The 20,606-nt window shown below is 39.6% G+C and carries 16 protein-coding genes and 1 tRNA gene; 5 read left to right on the top strand and 12 right to left on the bottom strand.

From position 1 onward, the window contains the following. Window positions 1-176: 176 nt before the first annotated feature. From G4P69_RS25460 to G4P69_RS25420, 9 genes are all read right to left on the bottom strand, one after another. Window positions 177-677 carry a hypothetical protein gene (locus tag G4P69_RS25460; protein ID WP_208352061.1) on the bottom strand — a complete coding sequence of 167 codons (501 nt, stop codon included), beginning with the start codon at window positions 675-677 and terminating at the stop codon, window positions 177-179. 285 nt (window positions 678-962) lie between these two features. Next, window positions 963-1,271, bottom strand: coding sequence for a hypothetical protein (locus G4P69_RS25455; RefSeq protein ID WP_208352059.1), 309 nt, complete (start codon window positions 1,269-1,271; stop codon window positions 963-965). Window positions 1,272-1,436: 165 nt separating this feature from the next. Then, a complete protein-coding gene (locus G4P69_RS25450) occupies window positions 1,437-2,900 on the bottom strand; it encodes a DUF1822 family protein (protein WP_208352057.1) in 1,464 nt (487 codons plus the stop codon). A gap of 50 nt (window positions 2,901-2,950) precedes the next feature. Continuing rightward, window positions 2,951-4,297 carry a sigma-70 RNA polymerase sigma factor region 4 domain-containing protein gene (locus tag G4P69_RS25445; protein ID WP_208352055.1) on the bottom strand — a complete coding sequence of 449 codons (1,347 nt, stop codon included), beginning with the start codon at window positions 4,295-4,297 and terminating at the stop codon, window positions 2,951-2,953. 288 nt (window positions 4,298-4,585) lie between these two features. Next, window positions 4,586-7,921 (bottom strand): CHAT domain-containing tetratricopeptide repeat protein, encoded by a 3,336-nt coding sequence (locus tag G4P69_RS25440; protein ID WP_208352053.1) that lies wholly within the window; start codon window positions 7,919-7,921, stop codon window positions 4,586-4,588. 217 nt (window positions 7,922-8,138) lie between these two features. Then, complete coding sequence (locus G4P69_RS25435; protein WP_208352050.1) at window positions 8,139-8,363, bottom strand: hypothetical protein; 225 nt, start codon at window positions 8,361-8,363, stop codon at window positions 8,139-8,141. Between the two features lie 16 nt (window positions 8,364-8,379). After that, window positions 8,380-9,528, bottom strand: a complete 1,149-nt coding sequence (locus tag G4P69_RS25430; protein ID WP_208352047.1) for a site-specific integrase — start codon at window positions 9,526-9,528, stop codon at window positions 8,380-8,382. Window positions 9,529-9,807: 279 nt separating this feature from the next. Further along, window positions 9,808-9,880, bottom strand: a tRNA-Phe gene (locus G4P69_RS25425). 202 nt (window positions 9,881-10,082) lie between these two features. After that, window positions 10,083-10,928, bottom strand: coding sequence for a DUF4231 domain-containing protein (locus tag G4P69_RS25420; protein WP_208352042.1), 846 nt, complete (start codon window positions 10,926-10,928; stop codon window positions 10,083-10,085). Between the two features lie 349 nt (window positions 10,929-11,277). On the opposite strand from G4P69_RS25420, the gene G4P69_RS25415 reads away from it, so the two are divergent. The 4 genes from G4P69_RS25415 to G4P69_RS25400 are packed head-to-tail and all read left to right on the top strand — an operon-like array spanning window position 11,278 to window position 14,913. Continuing rightward, window positions 11,278-12,282, top strand: coding sequence for a metal ABC transporter solute-binding protein, Zn/Mn family (locus G4P69_RS25415; RefSeq protein ID WP_208352039.1), 1,005 nt, complete (start codon window positions 11,278-11,280; stop codon window positions 12,280-12,282). A gap of 6 nt (window positions 12,283-12,288) precedes the next feature. Beyond that, window positions 12,289-13,128, top strand: a complete 840-nt coding sequence (locus G4P69_RS25410; RefSeq protein ID WP_208352029.1) for a metal ABC transporter ATP-binding protein — start codon at window positions 12,289-12,291, stop codon at window positions 13,126-13,128. Beyond that, window positions 13,100-14,005, top strand: a complete 906-nt coding sequence (locus tag G4P69_RS25405) for a metal ABC transporter permease (protein WP_208352027.1) — start codon at window positions 13,100-13,102, stop codon at window positions 14,003-14,005. The genes G4P69_RS25410 and G4P69_RS25405 overlap by 29 nt, the downstream gene beginning before the upstream one ends. A 29-nt stretch (window positions 14,006-14,034) precedes the next feature. Then, on the top strand, window positions 14,035-14,913 hold the full coding sequence (locus tag G4P69_RS25400; protein WP_208352025.1) for a metal ABC transporter permease: 879 nt from the start codon (window positions 14,035-14,037) through the stop codon (window positions 14,911-14,913). A 65-nt stretch (window positions 14,914-14,978) separates the two neighbouring features. Here G4P69_RS25400 and G4P69_RS25395 read toward each other — a convergent pair whose 3' ends face one another. After that, entirely contained in the window at window positions 14,979-15,584 is a 606-nt protein-coding gene (locus G4P69_RS25395; RefSeq protein ID WP_208352023.1) for a hypothetical protein, read from the bottom strand. A gap of 366 nt (window positions 15,585-15,950) precedes the next feature. Between G4P69_RS25395 and G4P69_RS25390 the strand changes: the two genes are divergently transcribed. Beyond that, complete coding sequence (locus G4P69_RS25390) at window positions 15,951-17,711, top strand: iron uptake porin (protein WP_208352021.1); 1,761 nt, start codon at window positions 15,951-15,953, stop codon at window positions 17,709-17,711. Window positions 17,712-17,989: 278 nt separating this feature from the next. On the opposite strand, the gene G4P69_RS25385 is transcribed toward G4P69_RS25390, so the two are convergent. Further along, a complete protein-coding gene (locus G4P69_RS25385; protein ID WP_208352018.1) occupies window positions 17,990-20,203 on the bottom strand; it encodes an NACHT domain-containing protein in 2,214 nt (737 codons plus the stop codon). Window positions 20,204-20,309: 106 nt separating this feature from the next. Next, window positions 20,310-20,606, bottom strand: a 297-nt coding sequence (locus tag G4P69_RS25380) for a tyrosine-type recombinase/integrase (RefSeq protein WP_208352016.1), incomplete at its 5' end; no start/stop codon positions are given.

The raw sequence follows: 20,606 nt of genomic DNA, 5'->3' as shown, positions 1-20,606 counted from the left end.
CATCTCCTGTATTTAGGGATTGGAAGTGCGATCGCGTATGTAATTACTAACGTGACTCTTCAATGTCATTTCTTGGAGAAATTCAAAAATCCTCTGACGCAGGGCATCCTTAAAAGCACAAGCCGAAGCCTATTCTAATTTCTGCTGACCTCGCAAGTTTTGCCACTCTAGCCTTTTCAAGATGCTCTATTCTTGAAATAAGCTACAGTAGTCCATCCAATAGTTTCTGTAACACTGGAAGCTGTGCCCATATGCACTAAATTTCCTAAACCTGGCATCCATCTTACAATTCCATCTATAATTTGTGTACCGATAGCGGTTGCTAAAGCACTTTGGGTAATGGCTATAGCAGCACTTTTGTCTATTTCTTCACCATATTCTGCTGCTATTTCAATGACCATATTTATCTGTACTGCGCCAATTACCAATCTATCACCTGGTATTTGTGCAGTATTTAATCCAGTAATGCCAGCTTCAATTGCTGCTGAGTGAATGATGGTCTGGAGTCTAGCCTCTCTATCAGTCATTAAATATTTGAAATTATTTAGAAAAATCATCACAATAGGTTCGGGTGCAATGTAGCTGTAATTATTAGCAGCCAAAGCTGGAGCCGCAAACCCATTTAAAGCAAACGCAACAGCCAAAACTATGACAATTAAATAGTTTCTGATTTTCATGAGTTTATATCTTCCCTGATCAATAAGTATTCATCTTGCTAACCAAAATCTTGAACAAGTGTGACTAAAGCTGTTTCAGACATTGTAAAGACTCCAAATATTAAAGACGAGGCGAAATTTGATTTGCTAGATATTTTATCTGGAGCAGATTTGGGAAATTATGCAATTAAGTGAAGGGGAATTTAAAATTGTGGTTCAGATGCGATCGCAGCTGCTATGATTCAGAATTTCGATTTTAAATTCCCATATCTAAATTTTCAGATGGGCGATGCGATCTCATTTTTCCTATTGACCAATTACTCTTCGTTGGGCAATGTAGGTATCGAGGTTGGCGATTAAGTTTTGATATTGCAAAGACTGAGCATAGCAAATCGACCTATCGATATACGGACTTCGGTAGCAACTGTTAACAACAATCTTTGCTTGTCGTGCTTGCTCGTTCCGAAAAATTATCACCTCTTGGATCGAAAGGCGATCGAGTTGTGCGCGAGTAATTCGCTGTGCATTTGCGGGGAACTGTACGCTGAAAGATATTCCAAAAATAGCTAGAGGAAGTAGGATTTTTTGGCAATGCTTGAGAGGGTTGAATAACATTTTATTCTCCTTGTGCTTCGCAAAATTATGGTGCTAGCAGGTCAATCAACTACTGGAATGCGATCCGATTGGCTTGGGTTGTTTTTTGTCTGCTAATAAGTACATCTGGAAGCAGTCGCATAAAATATGCAGGAAAATTAAAAATATGGGCAGAAAATTATATATCTATATTTCAAAATCTTTGCCAATACAGTTCTCTCCCAAAGATACTTTTATGCTAAACCTATCTCCTCGTTGACCGCTCAAATAATCTGAAATAGCTGCATGTGCTTCTCCAGCAGTTAATTCGCTGAGGATTTCACCACCTTCATCGAACACACTCATTTTTAAATCGGGAGGTAAAGGTTCTTCTTCTCCAACCGTTTGGATTTGGGCTAAGATAGAAAAATACCCATCACATTTTTCTAAAATCCCGACAACTAAAGCTAATTGGTGTCCGGCTAAATGAACTCCTAAATCGTCGAGAGCTTGGAAGGCGATCGCAGTATTATTTTCTTCTAACTTTGTTAAACTTTTAACACCAACTGCAATCATCGAACTATGAGGGTCTAACTTCTGCAAGCTTTTAACCGCAGTCCATAGAGTGTAACCCTCTATTGATGTTTTAATTAAGTTTACTAACGCATCAATCGCATCGGTTATTTCTTTACCCGTGTAACTCAGATTCCCCAATCTTTCAGCAACTATTTGTTTTTCTGCCTCGTCGGGGTTATCTTGAAGGCGAGCGATTAAGTTTTGGACTTCTGCTTCAGCTTCCGAATTTAGTTCTGTAGGAGAAGTATCACTCCTAAAAGCAAATTTCCTCTGGGATGCAGGAAATTCCTCCAAATCTTTCCAGCCAGTATCAACGATATTTCTCAACCAATTTGATAATTTAATAATTGACATTTCTGATTGTACTCTCTTGCTATAGAGCTTTTGCCTCCACTCATCGTTTTCTAAGATTGCCAAAAACTTTTGAAAATCTATATCCGAAATACCTAAACGAGGTAAATAGGGAGAAGTTACACTAAACTTTTCGATAAAATAATCCGCTTCATTCTCTGAAATTCTTGGTAAATCTGGTATAATTTCTCTTTGTTGCGGGCAAAATTCTAAAGCAACTAAAAATGCATTTATATCCCTAAGCAAATCTTCTCTAAGTAAAGTATATGTGCGATCTATGGGATCAAATTCTCCGTGATTTTTTAGTTCGAGATGGGTTGTATATCCCCAAATACACATAATTCTTTCATCTGGGATAATCTGCAAAGCTAGATAATAATCGGCAATAATACTCGAAATATCTACCCATTCTTGAGGCACGCAAATTTCTGTGTTGTCAATTTCTTCTGAAACAATTATCAATATGCACTTATCCCCAGCATCCAGGAAAATCCCATTTACAAATTCCCAAAAATTCAGATTATTCCAAGTTATCTTTTCACAGAAATTTAACTCTTCTAACCATTTGACTATTCTCTTTAGACAAATAAGATTCAGAAATGCATTCCAACGAGCCTTATCGTTAGAATACTGTTGTTTATCTATTTGTAGCCACGCTTTTTCTTCATCATCTTTTGTGTAGTAAAAAATTATAGCATCTGGGTTGTTTTCAATTAATTCCAATCTATTATTTTCCAACATCATTTTACTCTCTCCAAACATTGTTTACTTATCCTTAGTCTTCACTTAATTACTTAGATATTAAATATTAAATATTTATAAAACATCAACATTTTGGGAAGTAAAATATAATAAGTACTCAACATTCCTGAGAAATGAGATGTCAAATATGGTTCCAAACAATCATGCACTATTGCCGCAATATTTTCAATATCTTCAGGAGTTAAACTCTTAGAGTCACTAAAACCAAATTCTGTTGAATTCGGCTTAATTTTCTCAGCTACTTCTTTTAAAATCGCTCCTTTAGCTTTTTTTAAATCCTTAGATACTGTAGGCTGATCTATATCAAGTACATAACCAATGTCAGTTTGAGAAGGAATGGATAATCCTAGTTTAACTAGAAGTATATTTTGTGCGCGTTGGGGAAGCTTGCGATAGTAATCGATCACAATTGATGTTATTTGCTCGTTGCGTTCTTGTTTCAGTATGCGATCGCGAGGGTCGGAATCTTCATCGGGTAGATTATCGATAAAATTTACCTCTTCTCCTTCTTTATTTATATAATTTTTATTGACATGAATGTGAGAGAAAATTTCTCTCGATATATCTTGTCTCAAAGCTTTTACACAAGTGTTGAGTAGTTCTTCAAACTCTTCGACACTAATAGTGTAATTTGATGACTGAATATATTGCCTGTATTTTTGTTCGTATAATTTTGCGATTTCTGTCAATTTATCGCGATTAGGCCATTCTAGCCTTCGCGTGTTAGAATCAGACCTTATAGGTACATAAATATCATTGAAACAAGATAGTGATAGCTCGATTGGGTAAACATCATTAATTCCTAATTGCTGTAAAGAATATTTCAGCGAACTATTACTTGTTTTCCGTAATAATGCAGCATTAGAATATTTAGCTCTTTCAACACCAATCCGTAAAAAGCGAAAAATTTTATCACTAATTTTCTTGGCAACAAATGTTCTTAATGAAGATTTTTTTTGGTTAAATTTATCTAATATTTTCTGCAAATTTTGAGCAGCAGTTATACATCTAGCTTCATGGACACAATCTTGCCATGAATATATGGGATGGGTGCTGCAAGAATAATCACTACAAAATTTTTGGTACTGGGTTTTAAATGGCCAAGTGATTGCTTCTTCTAAGTATGCTGCTAGATGTCTATAAGCCATAGAATTTATGCCTTCTCGCTTTGCTAGTTCGACGAGATGATTTACTAAAGATGTTTCACTATCTCCCTCTAAAAAATCTAAATTTCTGGCATAGTTTCGTTCTAATCTGGAATCATGTATCCAGATAGGATTATATATACTATTGCTTTTATTTGTATCGATAAACGTGATAAACTTCTCTCGCAGACTTCGCCTGTTTAGCATGACTTTTATACCTGTTGCTGATATCAAGATAATTGTCGTGAATAATTTTAACTCTTATCTTTAATTTCGCTTTTTTCTAGCCAACCTGCAACTTTGCTTTAGTACCATGTTCATAAATGACCCCCTTTTATCTGATCTTGCTTCGAGCTAAGTAAACTATCTGGAAAACTCAAGAAGAAATTATGCATTTTTTCAGATAATTCTTATTTGCTCTGGTGCTACAGCCATAACTCCTTGTGATTTATGATCGCTCGGTAATAATCACCCTATCTGGAGCATCGAGAAGAAAATATGCACGCGATCCAAAAAAAGTTGTTATTTTGCTTCCCCAATTAACGTAAAAGCCGCCCAGTGCTGGGGGTCTGGGTTTTTCTCCATCGTTGTCAGCATTGCCTGACGCAACGCCGAAGCCTTATCATTTCCTTGCTGCAACTTGTAAAACTCGGTCATTAGCAATGCGGTAGAATCATCGGGAATTGACCACAGGGAAACAATAACGCTGGGAACACCCGCACTAATAAACGATCGCGATAATCCAATTACCCCATCTCCAGTAATTTTTCCCCTTCCCGTATCGCAGGCACTCAGGACGACCAATTCGGTATTATTGAGTTGTAAATTGAAGATTTCGCTCGATCTTAACAATCCGTTGGTTCGTTCGTCTTCACCTTTATTAAGTGGTTCGGGAGCCAAAGCTATTGCACCGGGTATAGTTCCACCAGTAATATCGTCGAGTAAAGCGTGGGTTGCTAGGTGGATAATTCTGGCTTTGGGAAATAGGGGTAAGATTGCAGATTTAGTTGCGCGATCGCCAGCGATTGCGTTGGTTTTGAACATCTGTGCTACTTGTTTGGCTTCTTCTTCCGAGTGGGGGAGAGGTTTTAATTGCTCTGCTGTTTTTCCAGGAAAGGGGGATACCTTTGGCATAGTAGGATTACCGACAACCAGCACTTCTTTAGGCTTATTTTGAGGGGCTATAGATAATTTTTGTCGCTGTTGCCGGGTTAAATCGAGTACCTGGATGGATGGTGCTGTTTGGATTGTATGTTTCTGGATGAGGTAATTTCTGTTAGCGTCCTGTAGTGCGGGGAAGGGAACGAAAAATAGCGAACCTTGGGGAATAAAGATGACGCGATCGCGCTCGTTTTTTGGTAATGAGTCTGCAATGGGTTCGATGAGGATTTTGTTTAGTTGCTGTAGGTAGGTGTTGGCTGCGTAAGTGTAGGAAACTTTTGTCACATCGGTAAATTTTCTATTCTGTTCCTGTTGGTGATTGCTTGATTGAATTCTCACAGTTCGGTTTTGAATATCGACTGCAACTACTTTCCAAGGTGGATCGCTAGGGAATTCATTAAGTGTCTCATTCGGTTTTACAAAGTCCCCAACCTCAAAATTTTCGCGATCGCTTGAACTGCTGGAGCGAGAATTGAAGTTACTACCAAGAGATTTGAGGGTTTCGGTAATGATTTGTTCTAGCGAAGTCTTTTGTTTTTGCCACAGGGGTTTGAGGTCAACCGGTTGAAATTTAATTTCTCCTGTCGGTTTGATAACCCAAATATACAATTCTGATTCTTTGCTTTGTAGCTTATTCTCGGTTTGGAAATCATCAACAATGATTGAGTATTGAACGAGGGTGGCATTTTGTTGTTTGGCAGTTTGTTTGAGAAGCTCGATGGTCGGTCGAGAATTTATATGCTCTGTTTTTGGGTTTGATTGTAAACGGCGTTGCAGTAAATCAACAAAGGCTCTTGCCCTTCCCCTCTCAGCAATTTCGAGTGATGTACCTATTTTATTTTGAGCGATGAGGACTTGTTGTAATATCCTATACGTGCGGGCTTGTTCCTCAAAAATGGAAATTTTAAAAGAATCATTACTGCCCAATCTTTGCCGTTGAGATTCCCAAACTCCAATCCCCTGAAATAAGATTTTTTCAGCTTCTGAGATTTTGCCTGATTTTTGCAGAGCCACGCCTAAATTGTTCAGCGCCAAACCTTCGGTTTGAGGGTCTTTAATTTGGCGTGCAATTCTCAATGACTGTTGGTGATACTCAATTCCCTTTGTATAGTCTCCCAGATTAATATAAGTATTTCCCAGATTACCCAGCGCCGCACTTTCACCTTGGGGGTCTTTGATTCGCTGTGCGATTATCAACCACTGTTGTGTATACTCGATTGCCCGAGTATAATCCCCCTGATTACGGTAGACAATCCCTAGATTACCCAGCACCCGACCCTCAAAGTTCGGGTCTTTGATTTTCTGTGCGATCGCCAACGCTTGTTGTTCGTAATCAATTGCTATAGCATAGTTCCCCAACGAAAGGTAAGCCAATCCTAAATTTCCCAATACCTTACCCTCAAAGTTTGGGTCTTTGATTTTCTGTGTGATCGCTAACGATTGTTCGTAGTGTTTAATTGTCTCGGTATAATTCCCCAAAAAAAGGAAAGTAAGTCCCAGATTACCCAGCGCTCGACTCTCGCTTTGTAGGTCTTTGATTTGGCGTGCGATCGCTAAGGATTGTTGATTGGATTCAATCGCCTTGGCATATTCCCCCAAAGAATTGTAGGCGAGTCCCAGATTACCCAAAGCCTGACCTTCGCTTTGTAGGTCTTTGATTTGGCGTGCGATCACTAAGGATTGTTGATTGTATTCAACTGCGTTGTCATAGTTACCCAACCCAAGGGAGGCAAGTCCTAGACCAACCAGTGCTTTCGCTTCGCTTCGAGGGCTGTTTATTTGGCGTGCGATTGTCAATTGCTGCCGATAGTACTCAACTGCCTTTTGATATTCCCCCAAAGAATTATAGGCATTACCTAAACCACCCAGCGCTTGTCCCTGACTTGGAGGGTTGTTAATTTGGCGTGCGATTGTCAATTGCTGTTCATGGTATTTAATTGCTTCGTTGTACTTTCCCCAAGCATGATAGACATTTCCCAGTCCACCCAAAGCTTGAGCCTCCCCTAGAGGATTTTTGAACTCGCGTGCGATCGTTAACGATTGTTGGTAATATTCACTTGCCTTAGTATAGTCCCCCAATGAATTATAGGCAATTCCCAAATTCCCCAACACCTGAAACTCGCTTTGTCGATCCTTGATTTGGCGTGCGATCGCTAAAACCTGTTGATAGTAATCAATTGCCTCTTTATATTTACTCTGGTCGTTATAGGCATTTCCTAGATTACCCAGTGCCCATAGTTCGCGTTGAGAGTCTTTGATTTGACGTGCGATTGTCAATGCCTGTTGATGGTACTCAATTGCTTTGGCATAATTTCCCAAGTCGCGGTATGCGGCTCCCAAGTTTGTTACAATCTGTGCTTCTAAGTCGCGCTTTTTTATTGCTCGAAAAATAACTAATGCTTGTTGGTAATAGGTAAGTGCTTGTTTCGCGTTCCCTCTATTATGGTACGCGTAACCTAAATTCGTTAACGATTTTGCTTGAACTGAGCGATCGCCTATCCTTTCAGCAGTTATCGCCGCTTGTTGACAAGACTGCAACACAGCTTGAAATCGATTCTTCTGAAAATTTTCTTTACACGAGTTCCACAGACGCTCTAACTCAGAGTTGCTAGCTTCCGGGCTTTGATCTAAAACCTGTTCCCGCAAAAATGGTGTTAGCAAATTAAACGCAAAACCAGTAGAAACGGCTGTCGCCATACCCAAAATACCTAGAGCAAGCTTTTTGAAGAGCATAGCAAAGATAACAGATAGAGCAATAATTTCTTTCGTGCTTTTTCAAGCGTACCGTATAAAAGCTACTGCCTTTAAATAATTTCTCCACAATTGGCGCGATGAGACTTTTTAGTTCTTGAGTATATTTATAGGTTTCTTGCATAAATTTATTCTCAATTTTACAACATAACCACTCGCAAGGTCATATATGCTGGGACTGCTGACGCACAGCTTTAATTTCAGCCCTAATGTCATCGTCTGTAATCTTGTCTATTGGGGGTTCAGCATAAAGTTCTTGAATTAAAGCCTGCAAATCTGCACGTAAATCTAGTTGAATCAAGACTTTAGCAACTTGCGCCCGTTTCTCTGGCTGCAACTGTTGTACTCCCGTAATCAGTTGTTCTAAAGTGATACGGATTGACACCATATCAATAAGTATTCCTTCAGATCAGGCTAGGAGGTCTTAAATTTGTAAAGTTTGTCGCCCCATAATGATTATCGATCATTTTCGAGCTAGTTCCTGTCCACCTACTTATAGCTGTACTATTTATGTGCGCTTCCACACACAAACTGATGAAAGTATGTCTAGTCTGATAAGCCTTACGATAAGGAATCTTACATTCTTCTAAAATAGTCTTCCATGCCCTGTTAGCAAAATTATGTTGGTCAATGAATTTACCTTTAGGGCTTGTAAAAATGAAATCTTCAGGATTAATTGTTTCTGGTCTTGTGTCGTTTAATATTAATTGAACGTCAGTATTAATAGGAAAGTCACGCTTTCTTTGAGTTTTAAGCCCCTCTTTGAGTACTAAGCCATTTTCTGAAATAACTACTGATTGTTGAAATTTAATGACTCCATTTTCAATGTGTTTCCATTGTAATGCTATTGCTTCTGATGGTCTACAACCTGTAAAAAATAAAAACCTAACAAAATTAGTGTAATAACTGTAGTGTTTGTTTGCTGCGAAAGTTTTAATGATTAAATCTCTTTCCTCTTTGGTAAATGGATAAATATCACTGTCCTCAGACAACCCTTGAGGTGTTTTAATCTTCATTGTATGAAAGGGATTTGTAGGAATCAGCTTTTCTGCTAATGCCCAATCACAACAAGCTTTCAACTGAGTTAATACCCTTCTAGCAGCATCAGGGGACAGGTTAGCTAGTAAATAATCTCTGATTAGCTCTGCTTCCTCTAAAGACTTGCTAGGTAGCCTATTAATGTGATTTCTATGCTTAGTAAAGTCCTTGGCATAGGTGGAAGGGCTAACTTGTGGTTTTTTAAACTCACTATACTTCTCCCAAAGTTGAGCCAAATCGAGAGATGCTTTGGGCTTGATAGCCTCTACAATTGCCAAATGAGTATGAGGCTTGTACTTACCTAGAGTACTATCCCAGTTACCTGAAAGCATATCCAAATGCATCTCACGGGCTATAGACTCCCCTTTTAAGCGATTCTCAGCATTATCAGCTAATCCAAGTGAAAATGCCTTCTGCTGACCGTTGATCCTGAATCTGATTCTTAACCGTCCTTGGAAAGACTCGAGAGAGGGAGTTCCTTTAGTGTTTTTGCCCGTGGGTGTTTTGCTGTACATGATTTTCGAGTATGATTTGTCCTCTCATCTAGATTATCATACTCAATTCATACTTAAAACAAGTCGAAACTGATAGAAAATAGCCCCCTCGATAGCATAAATGCCTTTGTTGATTGATGTGAAGACTAGCCAAAAACCTCCACTAGACATCTGGTGAAAATTAATTATGCATTCCTTGAAATCCTTGCTAAGGGCGAAAGCCATTCGCCCCTACATCAATTTCTGGAGATGTCTACTAGTCAAGGATTCAAGCTTAACTAAAGTTTACTTGTTTAAAAATGCCAGGAACCAGACTTGAACTGGTGACACGAGGATTTTCAGTCCTCTGCTCTACCGACTGAGCTATCCCGGCGGGCGCGTTTTGTGTGCAACGAGTATTCAGTGTAGCAAACTAAAAATGAATTGGCAAGTGTTCAGCGTAAAAATTTTTTTGAGGATTGTACTACCAGCTTGGGAGCTTGATAGTACAATTATCTTAAATCCTGCAGTCAGGCGAAATTGGTCTTAAAATAACTGGTATACGGCTTTTAAGCAATGATTTATCAACTTTGCCCCTAGCTGGTTTGGCTTGATTGTTCTGGTGATGCTGTTTTTTCCGTCTTTGCTTTTGTGTCACCCTGTATCTGCTTGAGGTGAATGTTGTTGACCTGAATCATAAAGTTTTCTACTGCTTGTTTTGCTTGTTTTTGGCGTTGAGCTTCATCGTCAATGTCATAGGCACGATAGAGTTCAGTCACTCCCAGTATAAACTTCTCTTGTTCTGCCTCTAGTAATTCAACGGTTGTGTTAGCGGCAACAGCATTTTCCTGAAAAGGAAATGAGGTCGCTATACTGGCAACGATGGACGCGATCGCAGGGAATATAACTGGTAGCCACTTTAACCACGGAATATTTGACTCCAATTTGTCTACCAAGACGAAGATTGGCGTTATTCCTGAGAGAATAACGGTTATCAACTGCAAACTATAGTAAAAAATTCTGGCACTAGTACGAGTTTTTTTGTAATCCTCAATTAAATCTTGGCAATACTGTAGAGCCTTTTCTCTTGCAGGAAGGAGGGAACTATTCTCTAAAGAACTGCTATTACTAGACGCTAAGTAATTATACAGTTCTGCTTTTTTAGAGATACTTAGCTGATTTGAAGTTTGTGTAACATTGTTGAATACTTGCTTATTGACTAAAGCAAGAAAAAGCCAAAGAGAAAGAAAAGCTACTACCCAAACGGCTAAAACTTGCTTGTCTGGGAAAACAAAAGTCATGAGGCTAACACACACCAAACTAGACAAAAATAAGTACTCAGCGGTTTTGAGAGGTAGCGACATATTTGAACTTGAGGAAGGAGATAATTTTGCTTGCGTATTGAAATTCCCTTTCTGGTTTATAGTTTCAGAATTAGTCATTGCCTCTTATTCACTTCGGTTATCACTTAAAATATTATAATATTCCGTCTTTTTTGTCACATATAATTCAGAAAATCTGATTTTAAATGGTGATGCCCTATACCGGAATAATTCTAACTAAATTGCCATCCCAAACGTGTAGAGGTTTCTCAGTTCAGTAAACTGCTTCGCTTTGAACTAGTTTAATAGTATTACGAATTATGGGATTCGTTATTTAACTTTAATAAATATATTTTTTAGTCCTTTTCTTTCCTAAAGTTAGATTGACAAGGGTAATAGAGTTCGATATCTTATGGCTTGTGATACTCTTTGAGAAAGATTATCATTATCATAAAATAGATGAACTATAATGCTAAAAAGCAATGTAATACAAGGACTCAGAAGCTTTGAAGGTGGGCAAACCCCATACCCGTTAGGTAGAGGCTTGCTACTGTCTTGTCTTATGCTTCCGTTTCTTATAAGCTGTAGTGGAAACACTAGGACTCGTCCCAATCTTGATAAAAATGCTAACCCTAACCTTTCAAGTAGCCCAAATACATCATTGCAAGTTGTGGCTGCTGAGAATTTCTGGGGTAGTATTGCCACCCAAATTGGTGGCGATCGCATTAAGGTCGCAAGCATCATTACTAATCCCAATACTGACCCTCATAACTACGAACCCAAACCAACTGACGCACGCACCATCGCAGATGCCCGTTACATTATCCTTAATGGTGCTGGGTACGATCCTTGGGGAGAAAAACTCCTCGATGCCAACCCAGTTAAAGAGCGTAAAGTACTAAATATTGGTGATCTAGTGGGCAAAAAATCTGGGGATAATCCGCATTTCTGGTACAACCCTGAATACGTGATGCGTGTTGTCGATCAGATAACAGATGATTTGAAGAAACTTGATCCTCAAAATGCGACCTATTTTGACGAGCAGCGCAAACAGTTTGTGAGTCTTAGTCTTAAGGACTACAATAGTACTATTAATACAATCAAGCAAAAATATTATAATACCCCCATCGGCTCAACAGAGAGCATATTTGCTTACATGTCTCAAAGCTTGGGGTTAAAGGTGATCACACCGCCCAAATTTATGACAGCAATCTCTGAAAGTCAAGAGCCGACGGTTGCTGACAAAGTAACTTTTGATAAACAGATCACACAGAAACAAATAAAAGTTCTTGTCTTCAACTCACAGAACTCAACCCCAGACACAAACACATTGAAGCAAAAGGCTCAAACAGCGGGTATTCCAATCGTTCCCATCACAGAGACGCTTACTCCAGCCACGGCTACTTTTCAAGATTGGCAAGTTGGACAACTGAAAGCACTACAGCAAGCATTAGCTAAGTCTACAGGGAATTAACTGACGATGTACAACGTCATTCAATTTGAACATGCTGGAATTAGACGCGGTGGTCGTCTTCTATGGAGTAATTTGCATAACTCAGTGCAAAAAGGCGAGTTTATTGCCATCCTTGGACCAAATGGCGCAGGTAAATCGACCCTGCTCAAAGTCCTTTTGGGCTTCTTACCTTTAACTGAAGGTCAAGTTACTATTCTCGGGTCGCCAGTTCGGCGCGGAAATCCTTCAATTAGCTATCTTCCTCAGCGGCGAAACTTTGACGTGGATATGCGTATAAGAGGGCGAGACATCGTGCAACTAGGTCTTGATGGTACAAAATGGGGAGTACCGCTACCACTGCTACGGCGACTTTGGGGAGGTGATGTAAAAGCCCGCGAGTCCCAACGCTCAGTACAAAATGTTATTGATCTGGTTGGTGCTACTAGTTATGCAAATCGACCAATTGGTGAACTCTCCGGTGGTGAACAGCAGCGGCTGTTAATTGCACAAGCACTTGTTACTAAACCACGTATCTTGCTGCTCGACGAACCCCTTGATAGTTTAGACTTGTACAATCAGCAGTCTGTCTCAGCATTAATTCGCCACATTAGTCAAAAGCATCAAGTAACAGTTCTGCTTGTTGCTCATGATGTCAATCCAATTCTGCCCTATATAGATCGGGTACTCTATATGGGAGGAGGACAAATCGAGATTGGCAAACCGGAGGAAGTGATCACCTCAGAGACCCTTTCCCGACTCTATGATGCTCCAATCGATGTACTGCGTACACGAGATGGGCGGATTGTTGTTATCGGTCAGCCTGAGTCAGTCACTTATCATGTCAACCTTTCCCATCACGCTCATTAACGTATCCATGAGCGATGTTCAACTTTCGTGGAATCTTGGAACTTCTATCCAACAGCTTTTTGCTTACCACTTTATGCAAACTGCCTTTTTGGCGGGAACACTGATCGCACTAATTGCCGGATCTGTTGGCTACTTTATGGTACTACGTGGGCAGAGCTTCATTGGACACACACTGGCGAATGTTGGTTTTGCTGGTGCAGCAGGTGCAACACTTATTGGTTGGTCGCCAGTTTTAGGGTTGCTTGTCTTTTCTGCTGCAGGTGCTATTGGGATTAGTTTGCTAGGTGGTCGATATAAGCATACACAGTTGGGACAAGGGGTGGCTATTGGCACAGTTCAGACTTTCACTCTCTCCCTAGGGCTGCTGTTTGTTCATCTTTCCTCGTCATCTAATGCAAGTTTGGTCTATACAATTCTGTTTGGCGCTGTTCTTGGTATTAGCGATCGCGACGTAAGTGTGATTGCGCTAACAACACTAGTGACTTTAGCGGGATTAATGGCGATCGCCCGCCCTTTGCTTTTTGCTTCCATCGATCCGGATGTCGCACTTTCTCGTGGTGTCCCTGTGCTACTACTTGACAATATCTTCCTTGTTTTGCTCGCATTTGCTGTAGCTCAATCTGTACAAGTTGTAGGGGTCTTGCTCATCTTTGCACTCTTAGTTACACCCGCTGCTATCGCGCAACAGCTAACCTCAAATCCAGCCGTTACAGTTGGACTCTCAATATCATTAGCCGTATTGTTTACTTGGGCTGGACTCGCTATTGCTTACTATACTCCATATCCTGTTGGTTTCTTCATCACCAGTTTGGCATTTGCGACATATGCTTTAGTCCGGTTGTTTAAGTTAGTGCGTCGGATAGTATTAAGAATATGACTTTACTCTTAGAAACTCAGCAATTCTCTATGAACCTATTACAATCTATAGGAGAAATGCTGAGCGTAGATTTCATGCGCTATGCATTCTTAGCAGGAACCCCACTAGCTGTTCTATCAGGGTTAATTGGCTATTTTGTTGTACTGCGTAATCTGGTTTTTGCGAGCGAGGCGCTAGCACACGTCACTTTTACAGGAGCATTAATTGCCATTATTGTTGGAGGTGATGCTTTGCTAGGATTATTTGGAGTAACAATGCTAGTCGGGCTAGCTATGGGTGTATTGGGAACCCTAAAGCAAAGCAAAGATGTGGAAATAGGCACTGTGCTAGCGTGGGTACTGGGATTAGGCTCATTACTATTAAGTATTTATACCTCAAAATCTAGCAAAACGAATAGCAGAGTTGGCGTTAACTATCTGTTCGGCTCAATTCTAGGTTTACAAGCGCAACAAGCAGAGTTAATTGCTGCGATTGGTGTAGTTATCATTGTGGTATTCCTAATAATTGCGCGCCCATTGCTATTTGCATCTGTTGATCCTGAAGTTGCAACAGCGCGAGGGTTACCAGTGCGAGCAATTAATACTGTCTTCTTCGTCTTGCTTGCATTAAGCATAGCTGAAGCCGTTCCCGCTGTAGGAGCGTTGTTGAACTCTGCATTGCTAATTACACCAGCGGCGATCGCACAACGCTTAGTCACACGTCCTTTTGTTGCGCTTTGGCTCTCTGCTGTGCTATCGCTAACTTTTGTATGGGTAGGGTTAACCATTGGCTTTTACGCTCCTTACCCAGTTAGTTTTTTAATCAGTACATTGGCTTTTGTAACCTACGTTACAGTTATTGGTTGGGAAAAGCTTCATTCTTTTTTTAAGAAGAATATCACCAAGTCCCTTAGAGGAGGGAACTATTAACAGCGAAGTGCCCTGACTTTAATCATGAGAATTTCCCTGTTAACTGTTCCCTATTCTCTCTCAATTCATTCCAAAATTCCTAGTAAAATCTTCATCAAATCTTCCAAATCATCCGGAATTCTATATAGTGCGACATCCTGAAAAATCAGCTGCTTTGTTTTTTCTAACCGTCCAAAGCGCCATGCATCACCGATAGTCACTGCACCATAAAACACATCACCTTCTTCAACTTGCGAAATTGCAATAAGCTCTGTTGCAAGCTGTGTAAATCCTCTTGTCAGATCGTCATTTTTCGCTTCAACTACCAACAATCCTGTATTAAGTTTGAGAAAGTAATCCAAATTACCCTTTAGCCAGTTATTTACTGACAAGGGGTACTCAATTCGCAGTTGACATTGACAATATCGCGCGACTTCTAGTAATGTAGGCGCTACCAGGGTTTCTCGTCGTGCAGTCTCGCTACTCAAACTAACTAGCTCTAAAGACTCATCTATTCGCAGTCGCAATTCTTGCAAGCGTTCTAAATGGCGATCGCTACGTGGTAATTCAAGACGTTTTCTCACTAAAGCGTAGCCCAATTCAGCCAATATTTCGTCTGCCTCATAAGGCATCTCAAAATAGGAACGAAATGTATAAGATTGCCCCTCTTGCAAAATAGGACGGCGAGTCATAACATTCTTTGTTTTGCAGCTACACATGACATTACATATTCAATTTTAGCTTTAACCAGTTAAAGAAGCCTCGCGACTCACCTTGTTGTTAAGCTCGCTGTTAGTAGGGGAAATAGACTTTTACGCTCCTTACCCAGTTAGTTTTTTTACCAGCACATTAGCTTTTGTAGCGTATATTACAGTTATTGTTTGCCAAAGGGTTCATTCTTCTTTTACAAGGAGTATTATAGACAACAATCGCACTGATACTCATTCCTAAACTTTTTTATAATTCCTTAGTAAAAAAGTTACTCAATGCTGATATATTAATTGAGAATACTTTTTAATAAGAACTGCTTCTCAAAAGCAGAGTGTGGAGAGGAAAAAATGAGAAAAATATGGAAATTTCTGTTGGTGAGCCCAGCAATCTTTAGTAGTATCGTATTTGCTGCGTCTACGTCTATTGCTGGAGAAATACCTGCCTCTTCGCCTACAACAGTAGCTCAAGTTCTCACAAATTCTAACGGCAGAGTTGAGAATAATAGTCAAAACAATTCAATGGAGCAAGTGAACTCTGTTTCTCAATTATCCGATGTGCAACCCACAGATTGGGCATTTCAAGCGTTGCAATCATTAGTCGAGCGTTATGGTTGTATTGCTGGATACCCAAATGGGACATACCGAGGCAATCGAGCAATGACGCGATATGAGTTTGCTGCTGGGTTGAATGCTTGTCTTAACCGAGTCAATGAATTAATTGCGACTGCAACAAGTGATGTAGTTAAAAAACAAGATTTAGCGACATTACAAAAACTCCAAGAAGAATACGGAGCAGAACTTGCAGCACTACGTGGTCGTGTGGATGCTGTAGAGGCAAAAACGGCTGAACTAGAAGCACATCAATTTTCTACTACTACAAAATTAAATGGTGTTGCGATATTTGCGCCTGTAAGTATTTTTGCAGGCGATAATGCTAGAGGTGACAGAATAAACAAAAATACAATCTTTGTTGATAGAATACGTCTTAACTTCGATGCTAGCTTTACAGGTAAAGACCTGTTGAGAACTCGAATCCAAGCAACAAATTTTGATGCTTTATCTGGGACTTCTACCTTCACACCAGAGGGCGATCTGCGATTCGGTGGTTCAACTTATGGCACGGGCAATAATAATAGAGCTGGTTTAGATGCATTGCTGTATAGTTTTCCAATAGGTGAAAACACAACAGTTATCCTTGAAGGAAATGCTGGAGCGGCTGATGACTTTACCAACACTGTGAACCCGTTCCTAGATGGTGATGGTGATAGTGGCGCTCTGTCTAATTTTGGGACACGCAATCCTATCTACTTCCCAGTAGCAGGTTCTGGAGCAGCTATCAAACACCAGTTCAACAAAAATTTAGAACTCTCTTTAGGCTATTTAGCGAGTTCACCTAGCAATCCCTCCTCGGGTAATGGTTTGTTTAATGGACCTTATGGTGCTATTGGTCAATTGACGGTCAAGCCAATAAATGGTCTGACAATCGGCTTAACTTACGTTAATGCTTATAACTCTGACCTCACGGCTGGTAGTAATCGTGCTAACCTTCGTTCTGCATTGCTCAGCGAGAATGGTTTTCTCCCTTCTGTTGCTGGGGGTCCAAGTCAAGGTACAAATCCTCCAGGTGGTAGTAACGCAGCTTTGCCCACAAATACTTTAGAAGCGCTTCGGGGAGAGAGCCTACCGGTTATTAGCAATTCTTACGGTATAGAAGCATCATTTCAACTTAGCCCCAAATTTGTAATCGGGGGTTGGGGTGGATACACCAACGCGCGTACCCTATCCACGCTTGGTGGGAGAATTCCTCGTGGTGATCTTGATATCTGGAATTACGCTGTCACTCTTGCTTTCCCAGATCTCGGTAGTAAGGGTAGTGTTGGAGGTATTATTGTTGGGATGGAGCCTCGCGTCACTGGTGTAAGCCGTAGTCTGCGAAATGTCATCGGCAAAGATCCAGATATTTCACTGCATGTGGAAGGGTTGTACCAGTATAAGCTGAGTGACAATATCACTATCACTCCAGGAGTCATTTGGATAACAGCACCGGATCACAACACTAACAACAGTGGTGTGGTGATTGGTACTGTGAGAACGACTTTCACTTTTTAGGAAATTTCATAAAGAAGAATTCAGGAGTCAGGAGCCAGAATTCAGCATGAATTCCGCGCAAGTGGCGGATGAATATTGCTTTAAAACCTCGTCCTTAAAACACCACCCATAAAGGGATGGTGTAATTCTGACTCCTGTATTCTGAACGCCAGTTGCTTTATACCAGGAAACCCCTTCTCCTTACAGAGACGCTACGCGTAGCTTGCTTCCCCGGAGGGGTACGGGTGACGCTCGGGGCGCTGCGCTAACACCAGTTATTGTGACCTCTTTGTTCACCACTAGCTGTTTTGTTTATAGGACTTAGCAAAGTGCTGACGTAGTAGATCATGCATAAAACGATAACCACCGCCTACTCTTTGTAAAAATAAGCGGTCAGTACAGTAGTCAAGAAATTTGGCATAGTTCCAAGGTGCATAATCACTAGACCAGAGAATTACGCGCAATACGAAATGTTTAATGGCTGGTGTTCCACTTTTAGATATTCCAATAAATACTCCAAAAAACAATCCCATCAATAAGCTAAAACTAGCAATATTATCAGGTTTTCCACCAATGACTATTAGACCTATAAAGACTAATATTGAAACCAATAAAAAAGTTGATAATGATATAATTATAGTATTAACAAATGATTTACGAATGCTTTGATTAGGAATAGTCTTATCTACTGATTCTGTCCCGTTAAGCTCATAAATCAGCCCGTAAATCAGCCCGTAAGTCAGCCCATATATCAGCCCTCCACTCAGCCCGTAAATATTACCTACAGCCCACCATAATACACTCCCTGTAATCAATCCAAGAATCAGCCAAGTAATCAATATCTTGAAAAAATTATTAATAGTATTAATAGAAATGTCGATAATTTCTACGGGTTGAATTTTATATGTAATCAGCTCATGACTCATTTGATCAAATAGCTTATCAAACATTACTAAATCAATAAAAATTAAACTTCCCGAAATCAATGCGAACAGCTTGTACAGTAATAAAATAGGTTTAAAAATTCGTGAAATTCTCTCTAAAATTTGTGTTATTAAAGTTATAATTTGCCTTAATGTCCAAGCATAAGCCAGTACAGTACCCATCGTAGCAATTACTAGAATTGCTACTAAAATTAGCGTTCCTATAGGTATCCATACAATCACAGTATAAACAAATTTCATAAAATTATTGTTCAACCAATCTGGCTGAATTTTTTCAATAAAGAACTCTGTTGTGTTCTCTTCAATTAAACGCTGTGCTAACCAAGATAACCATTTCTTAGTTTTTTCTGGTTTCGGTTGTCCACCTTTATATGGACGTTGTAGCATCGTGTTAACATAAGCATCAAATAGATGATTTAAACGCTCCTTAGAACATTTGAAACGCTGCCATTTTTCTAGAGAAATTTCTTGAGCAGATATTACAATAATATTTAGAAAAAAGGGTATTTTAGCTAACTCATTTAAATAATCATCTTGACTAATACTATGCAGTAATTGTAAGTTATTTGTACTTTCTAAATATTGATAAACCTGTTGAGAAGTGAAAGAATGTAATTCCAACGAGTTATTTAGTTGCAGTAACCGTTTATAAATCTGATACTCTTCTGTCCGGCTACAAACCACCACAGGATTATTCCAATTGGTGGGATGTAAAAACTCATTAATTTTGAGAATACATTTTTCTTGACATTCAGCGGCTATTTCATCTAGACCATCTAGAAGAGGGATGATGTCTTGATTTTCTACCCATTGTTTACTAATATCTTTTCGGAGACCATACTTGTCATTTAACTGGACAACTAACCAATCTTTTATATTTTGATTATCATTCTTCCAAGAAGATAAAGAAAATAATACAGGTATTGGAGATGTAAACTCATCTTTAGCCCGTTCAACTAACGCTTCTGCTAGTTTAAGGAGCATGGTTGTTTTTCCCGATCCAGGTTGCCCTAAAATTAATAATCTACCTTCAATATCTGGTTCGTCAAAAACTGTAATAATATCCGTATCCTTTAAAAGGATTTTTGGTTTATTAGGTACTTTGATTTCGCCTTCCCAAGGTAATTCAATTCGAGATGGGTTTTGCTCTACATCTAAAACAACATAAACTTGGTTATGAAGAGAACTTTTTATCCGCCCTTTAACTTCTGAGTTAACCCGTTTTAATAAATCTTGTCGAATCCGAGAATGCTCTGCTGATGATAATGCTTCACTACTACCTTTAAGATAATTTGGAATCAACTCTCGAGCTACATCACGCAATCTTGCGTTTCTTGGATTCAAGTTAAGCGCAGCACAAATCAGGTCTTCAAGCCATCCTTGAGATTCTGCTACTTGTATTAATCTAAAAACAATATCTTGTAAACTCCCCTCGCCTGCAATTGCTCTTAGATTTCTCTCTAATCCAAATGATAACATCCGCTCTAACTTTAGAGTAGTAGGAAAAGCATCAATTAAAGCAGATTCTAGTTCTTGACGCTGCTTACCGGATAACTCTATATTTTTCATACAATTTATTCATATTTAGAAGCTGGAATGATCTGGGAATTGTTATCGTAAGCTTCAGGCTATCCCTGATTGAGTCTATCATAGGAAAGTTAAAGTATAAATTACCTTAGAAAGTCAGGGTAGATACTGCCGACTCCAAGTCCTCATCTAACACATCCAAATATTTCTGAAGCGCCCCTAATTTTTTATGCCCAGAAATTTTTTGAATAACTTTCAACGGCACACCTGACATGTGCATCTTGGTTAGGCAAGTACGACGAAAACTATGAGTACTAGCTCCCTCAATGCCCAATTCCAAAAAATCAGCACGAAGTATCTTGTCTGCTGAGTCGGGGTGAATATGCCCTAGCCCGTGGCGACCAGGAAACAAATATACCTTAGATGACGAGTAGTTTTCAAGAAG

It is taken from the genome of Aetokthonos hydrillicola CCALA 1050 (assembly GCF_017591665.1).
Classification (GTDB): domain Bacteria; phylum Cyanobacteriota; class Cyanobacteriia; order Cyanobacteriales; family Nostocaceae; genus Aetokthonos; species Aetokthonos hydrillicola.
The sequence above is the reverse complement of the archived record's forward strand: the minus strand, read 5'-3'. Positions and strand labels throughout refer to the sequence as shown.

Coding starts and splice junctions, on each gene's coding strand:
- G4P69_RS25460 (WP_208352061.1), bottom strand. CDS start 677: ATGAAAATCAGAAACTATTTAATTGTCATAGTTTTGGCTGTTGCGTTT.
- G4P69_RS25455 (WP_208352059.1), bottom strand. CDS start 1,271: ATGTTATTCAACCCTCTCAAGCATTGCCAAAAAATCCTACTTCCTCTA.
- G4P69_RS25450 (WP_208352057.1), bottom strand. CDS start 2,900: ATGATGTTGGAAAATAATAGATTGGAATTAATTGAAAACAACCCAGAT.
- G4P69_RS25440 (WP_208352053.1), bottom strand. CDS start 7,921: ATGGCGACAGCCGTTTCTACTGGTTTTGCGTTTAATTTGCTAACACCA.
- G4P69_RS25435 (WP_208352050.1), bottom strand. CDS start 8,363: ATGGTGTCAATCCGTATCACTTTAGAACAACTGATTACGGGAGTACAA.
- G4P69_RS25430 (WP_208352047.1), bottom strand. CDS start 9,528: ATGTACAGCAAAACACCCACGGGCAAAAACACTAAAGGAACTCCCTCT.
- G4P69_RS25420 (WP_208352042.1), bottom strand. CDS start 10,928: ATGACTAATTCTGAAACTATAAACCAGAAAGGGAATTTCAATACGCAA.
- G4P69_RS25415 (WP_208352039.1), top strand. CDS start 11,278: ATGCTAAAAAGCAATGTAATACAAGGACTCAGAAGCTTTGAAGGTGGG.
- G4P69_RS25410 (WP_208352029.1), top strand. CDS start 12,289: ATGTACAACGTCATTCAATTTGAACATGCTGGAATTAGACGCGGTGGT.
- G4P69_RS25405 (WP_208352027.1), top strand. CDS start 13,100: ATGTCAACCTTTCCCATCACGCTCATTAACGTATCCATGAGCGATGTT.
- G4P69_RS25400 (WP_208352025.1), top strand. CDS start 14,035: ATGAACCTATTACAATCTATAGGAGAAATGCTGAGCGTAGATTTCATG.
- G4P69_RS25395 (WP_208352023.1), bottom strand. CDS start 15,584: ATGACTCGCCGTCCTATTTTGCAAGAGGGGCAATCTTATACATTTCGT.
- G4P69_RS25390 (WP_208352021.1), top strand. CDS start 15,951: ATGAGAAAAATATGGAAATTTCTGTTGGTGAGCCCAGCAATCTTTAGT.
- G4P69_RS25385 (WP_208352018.1), bottom strand. CDS start 20,203: ATGAAAAATATAGAGTTATCCGGTAAGCAGCGTCAAGAACTAGAATCT.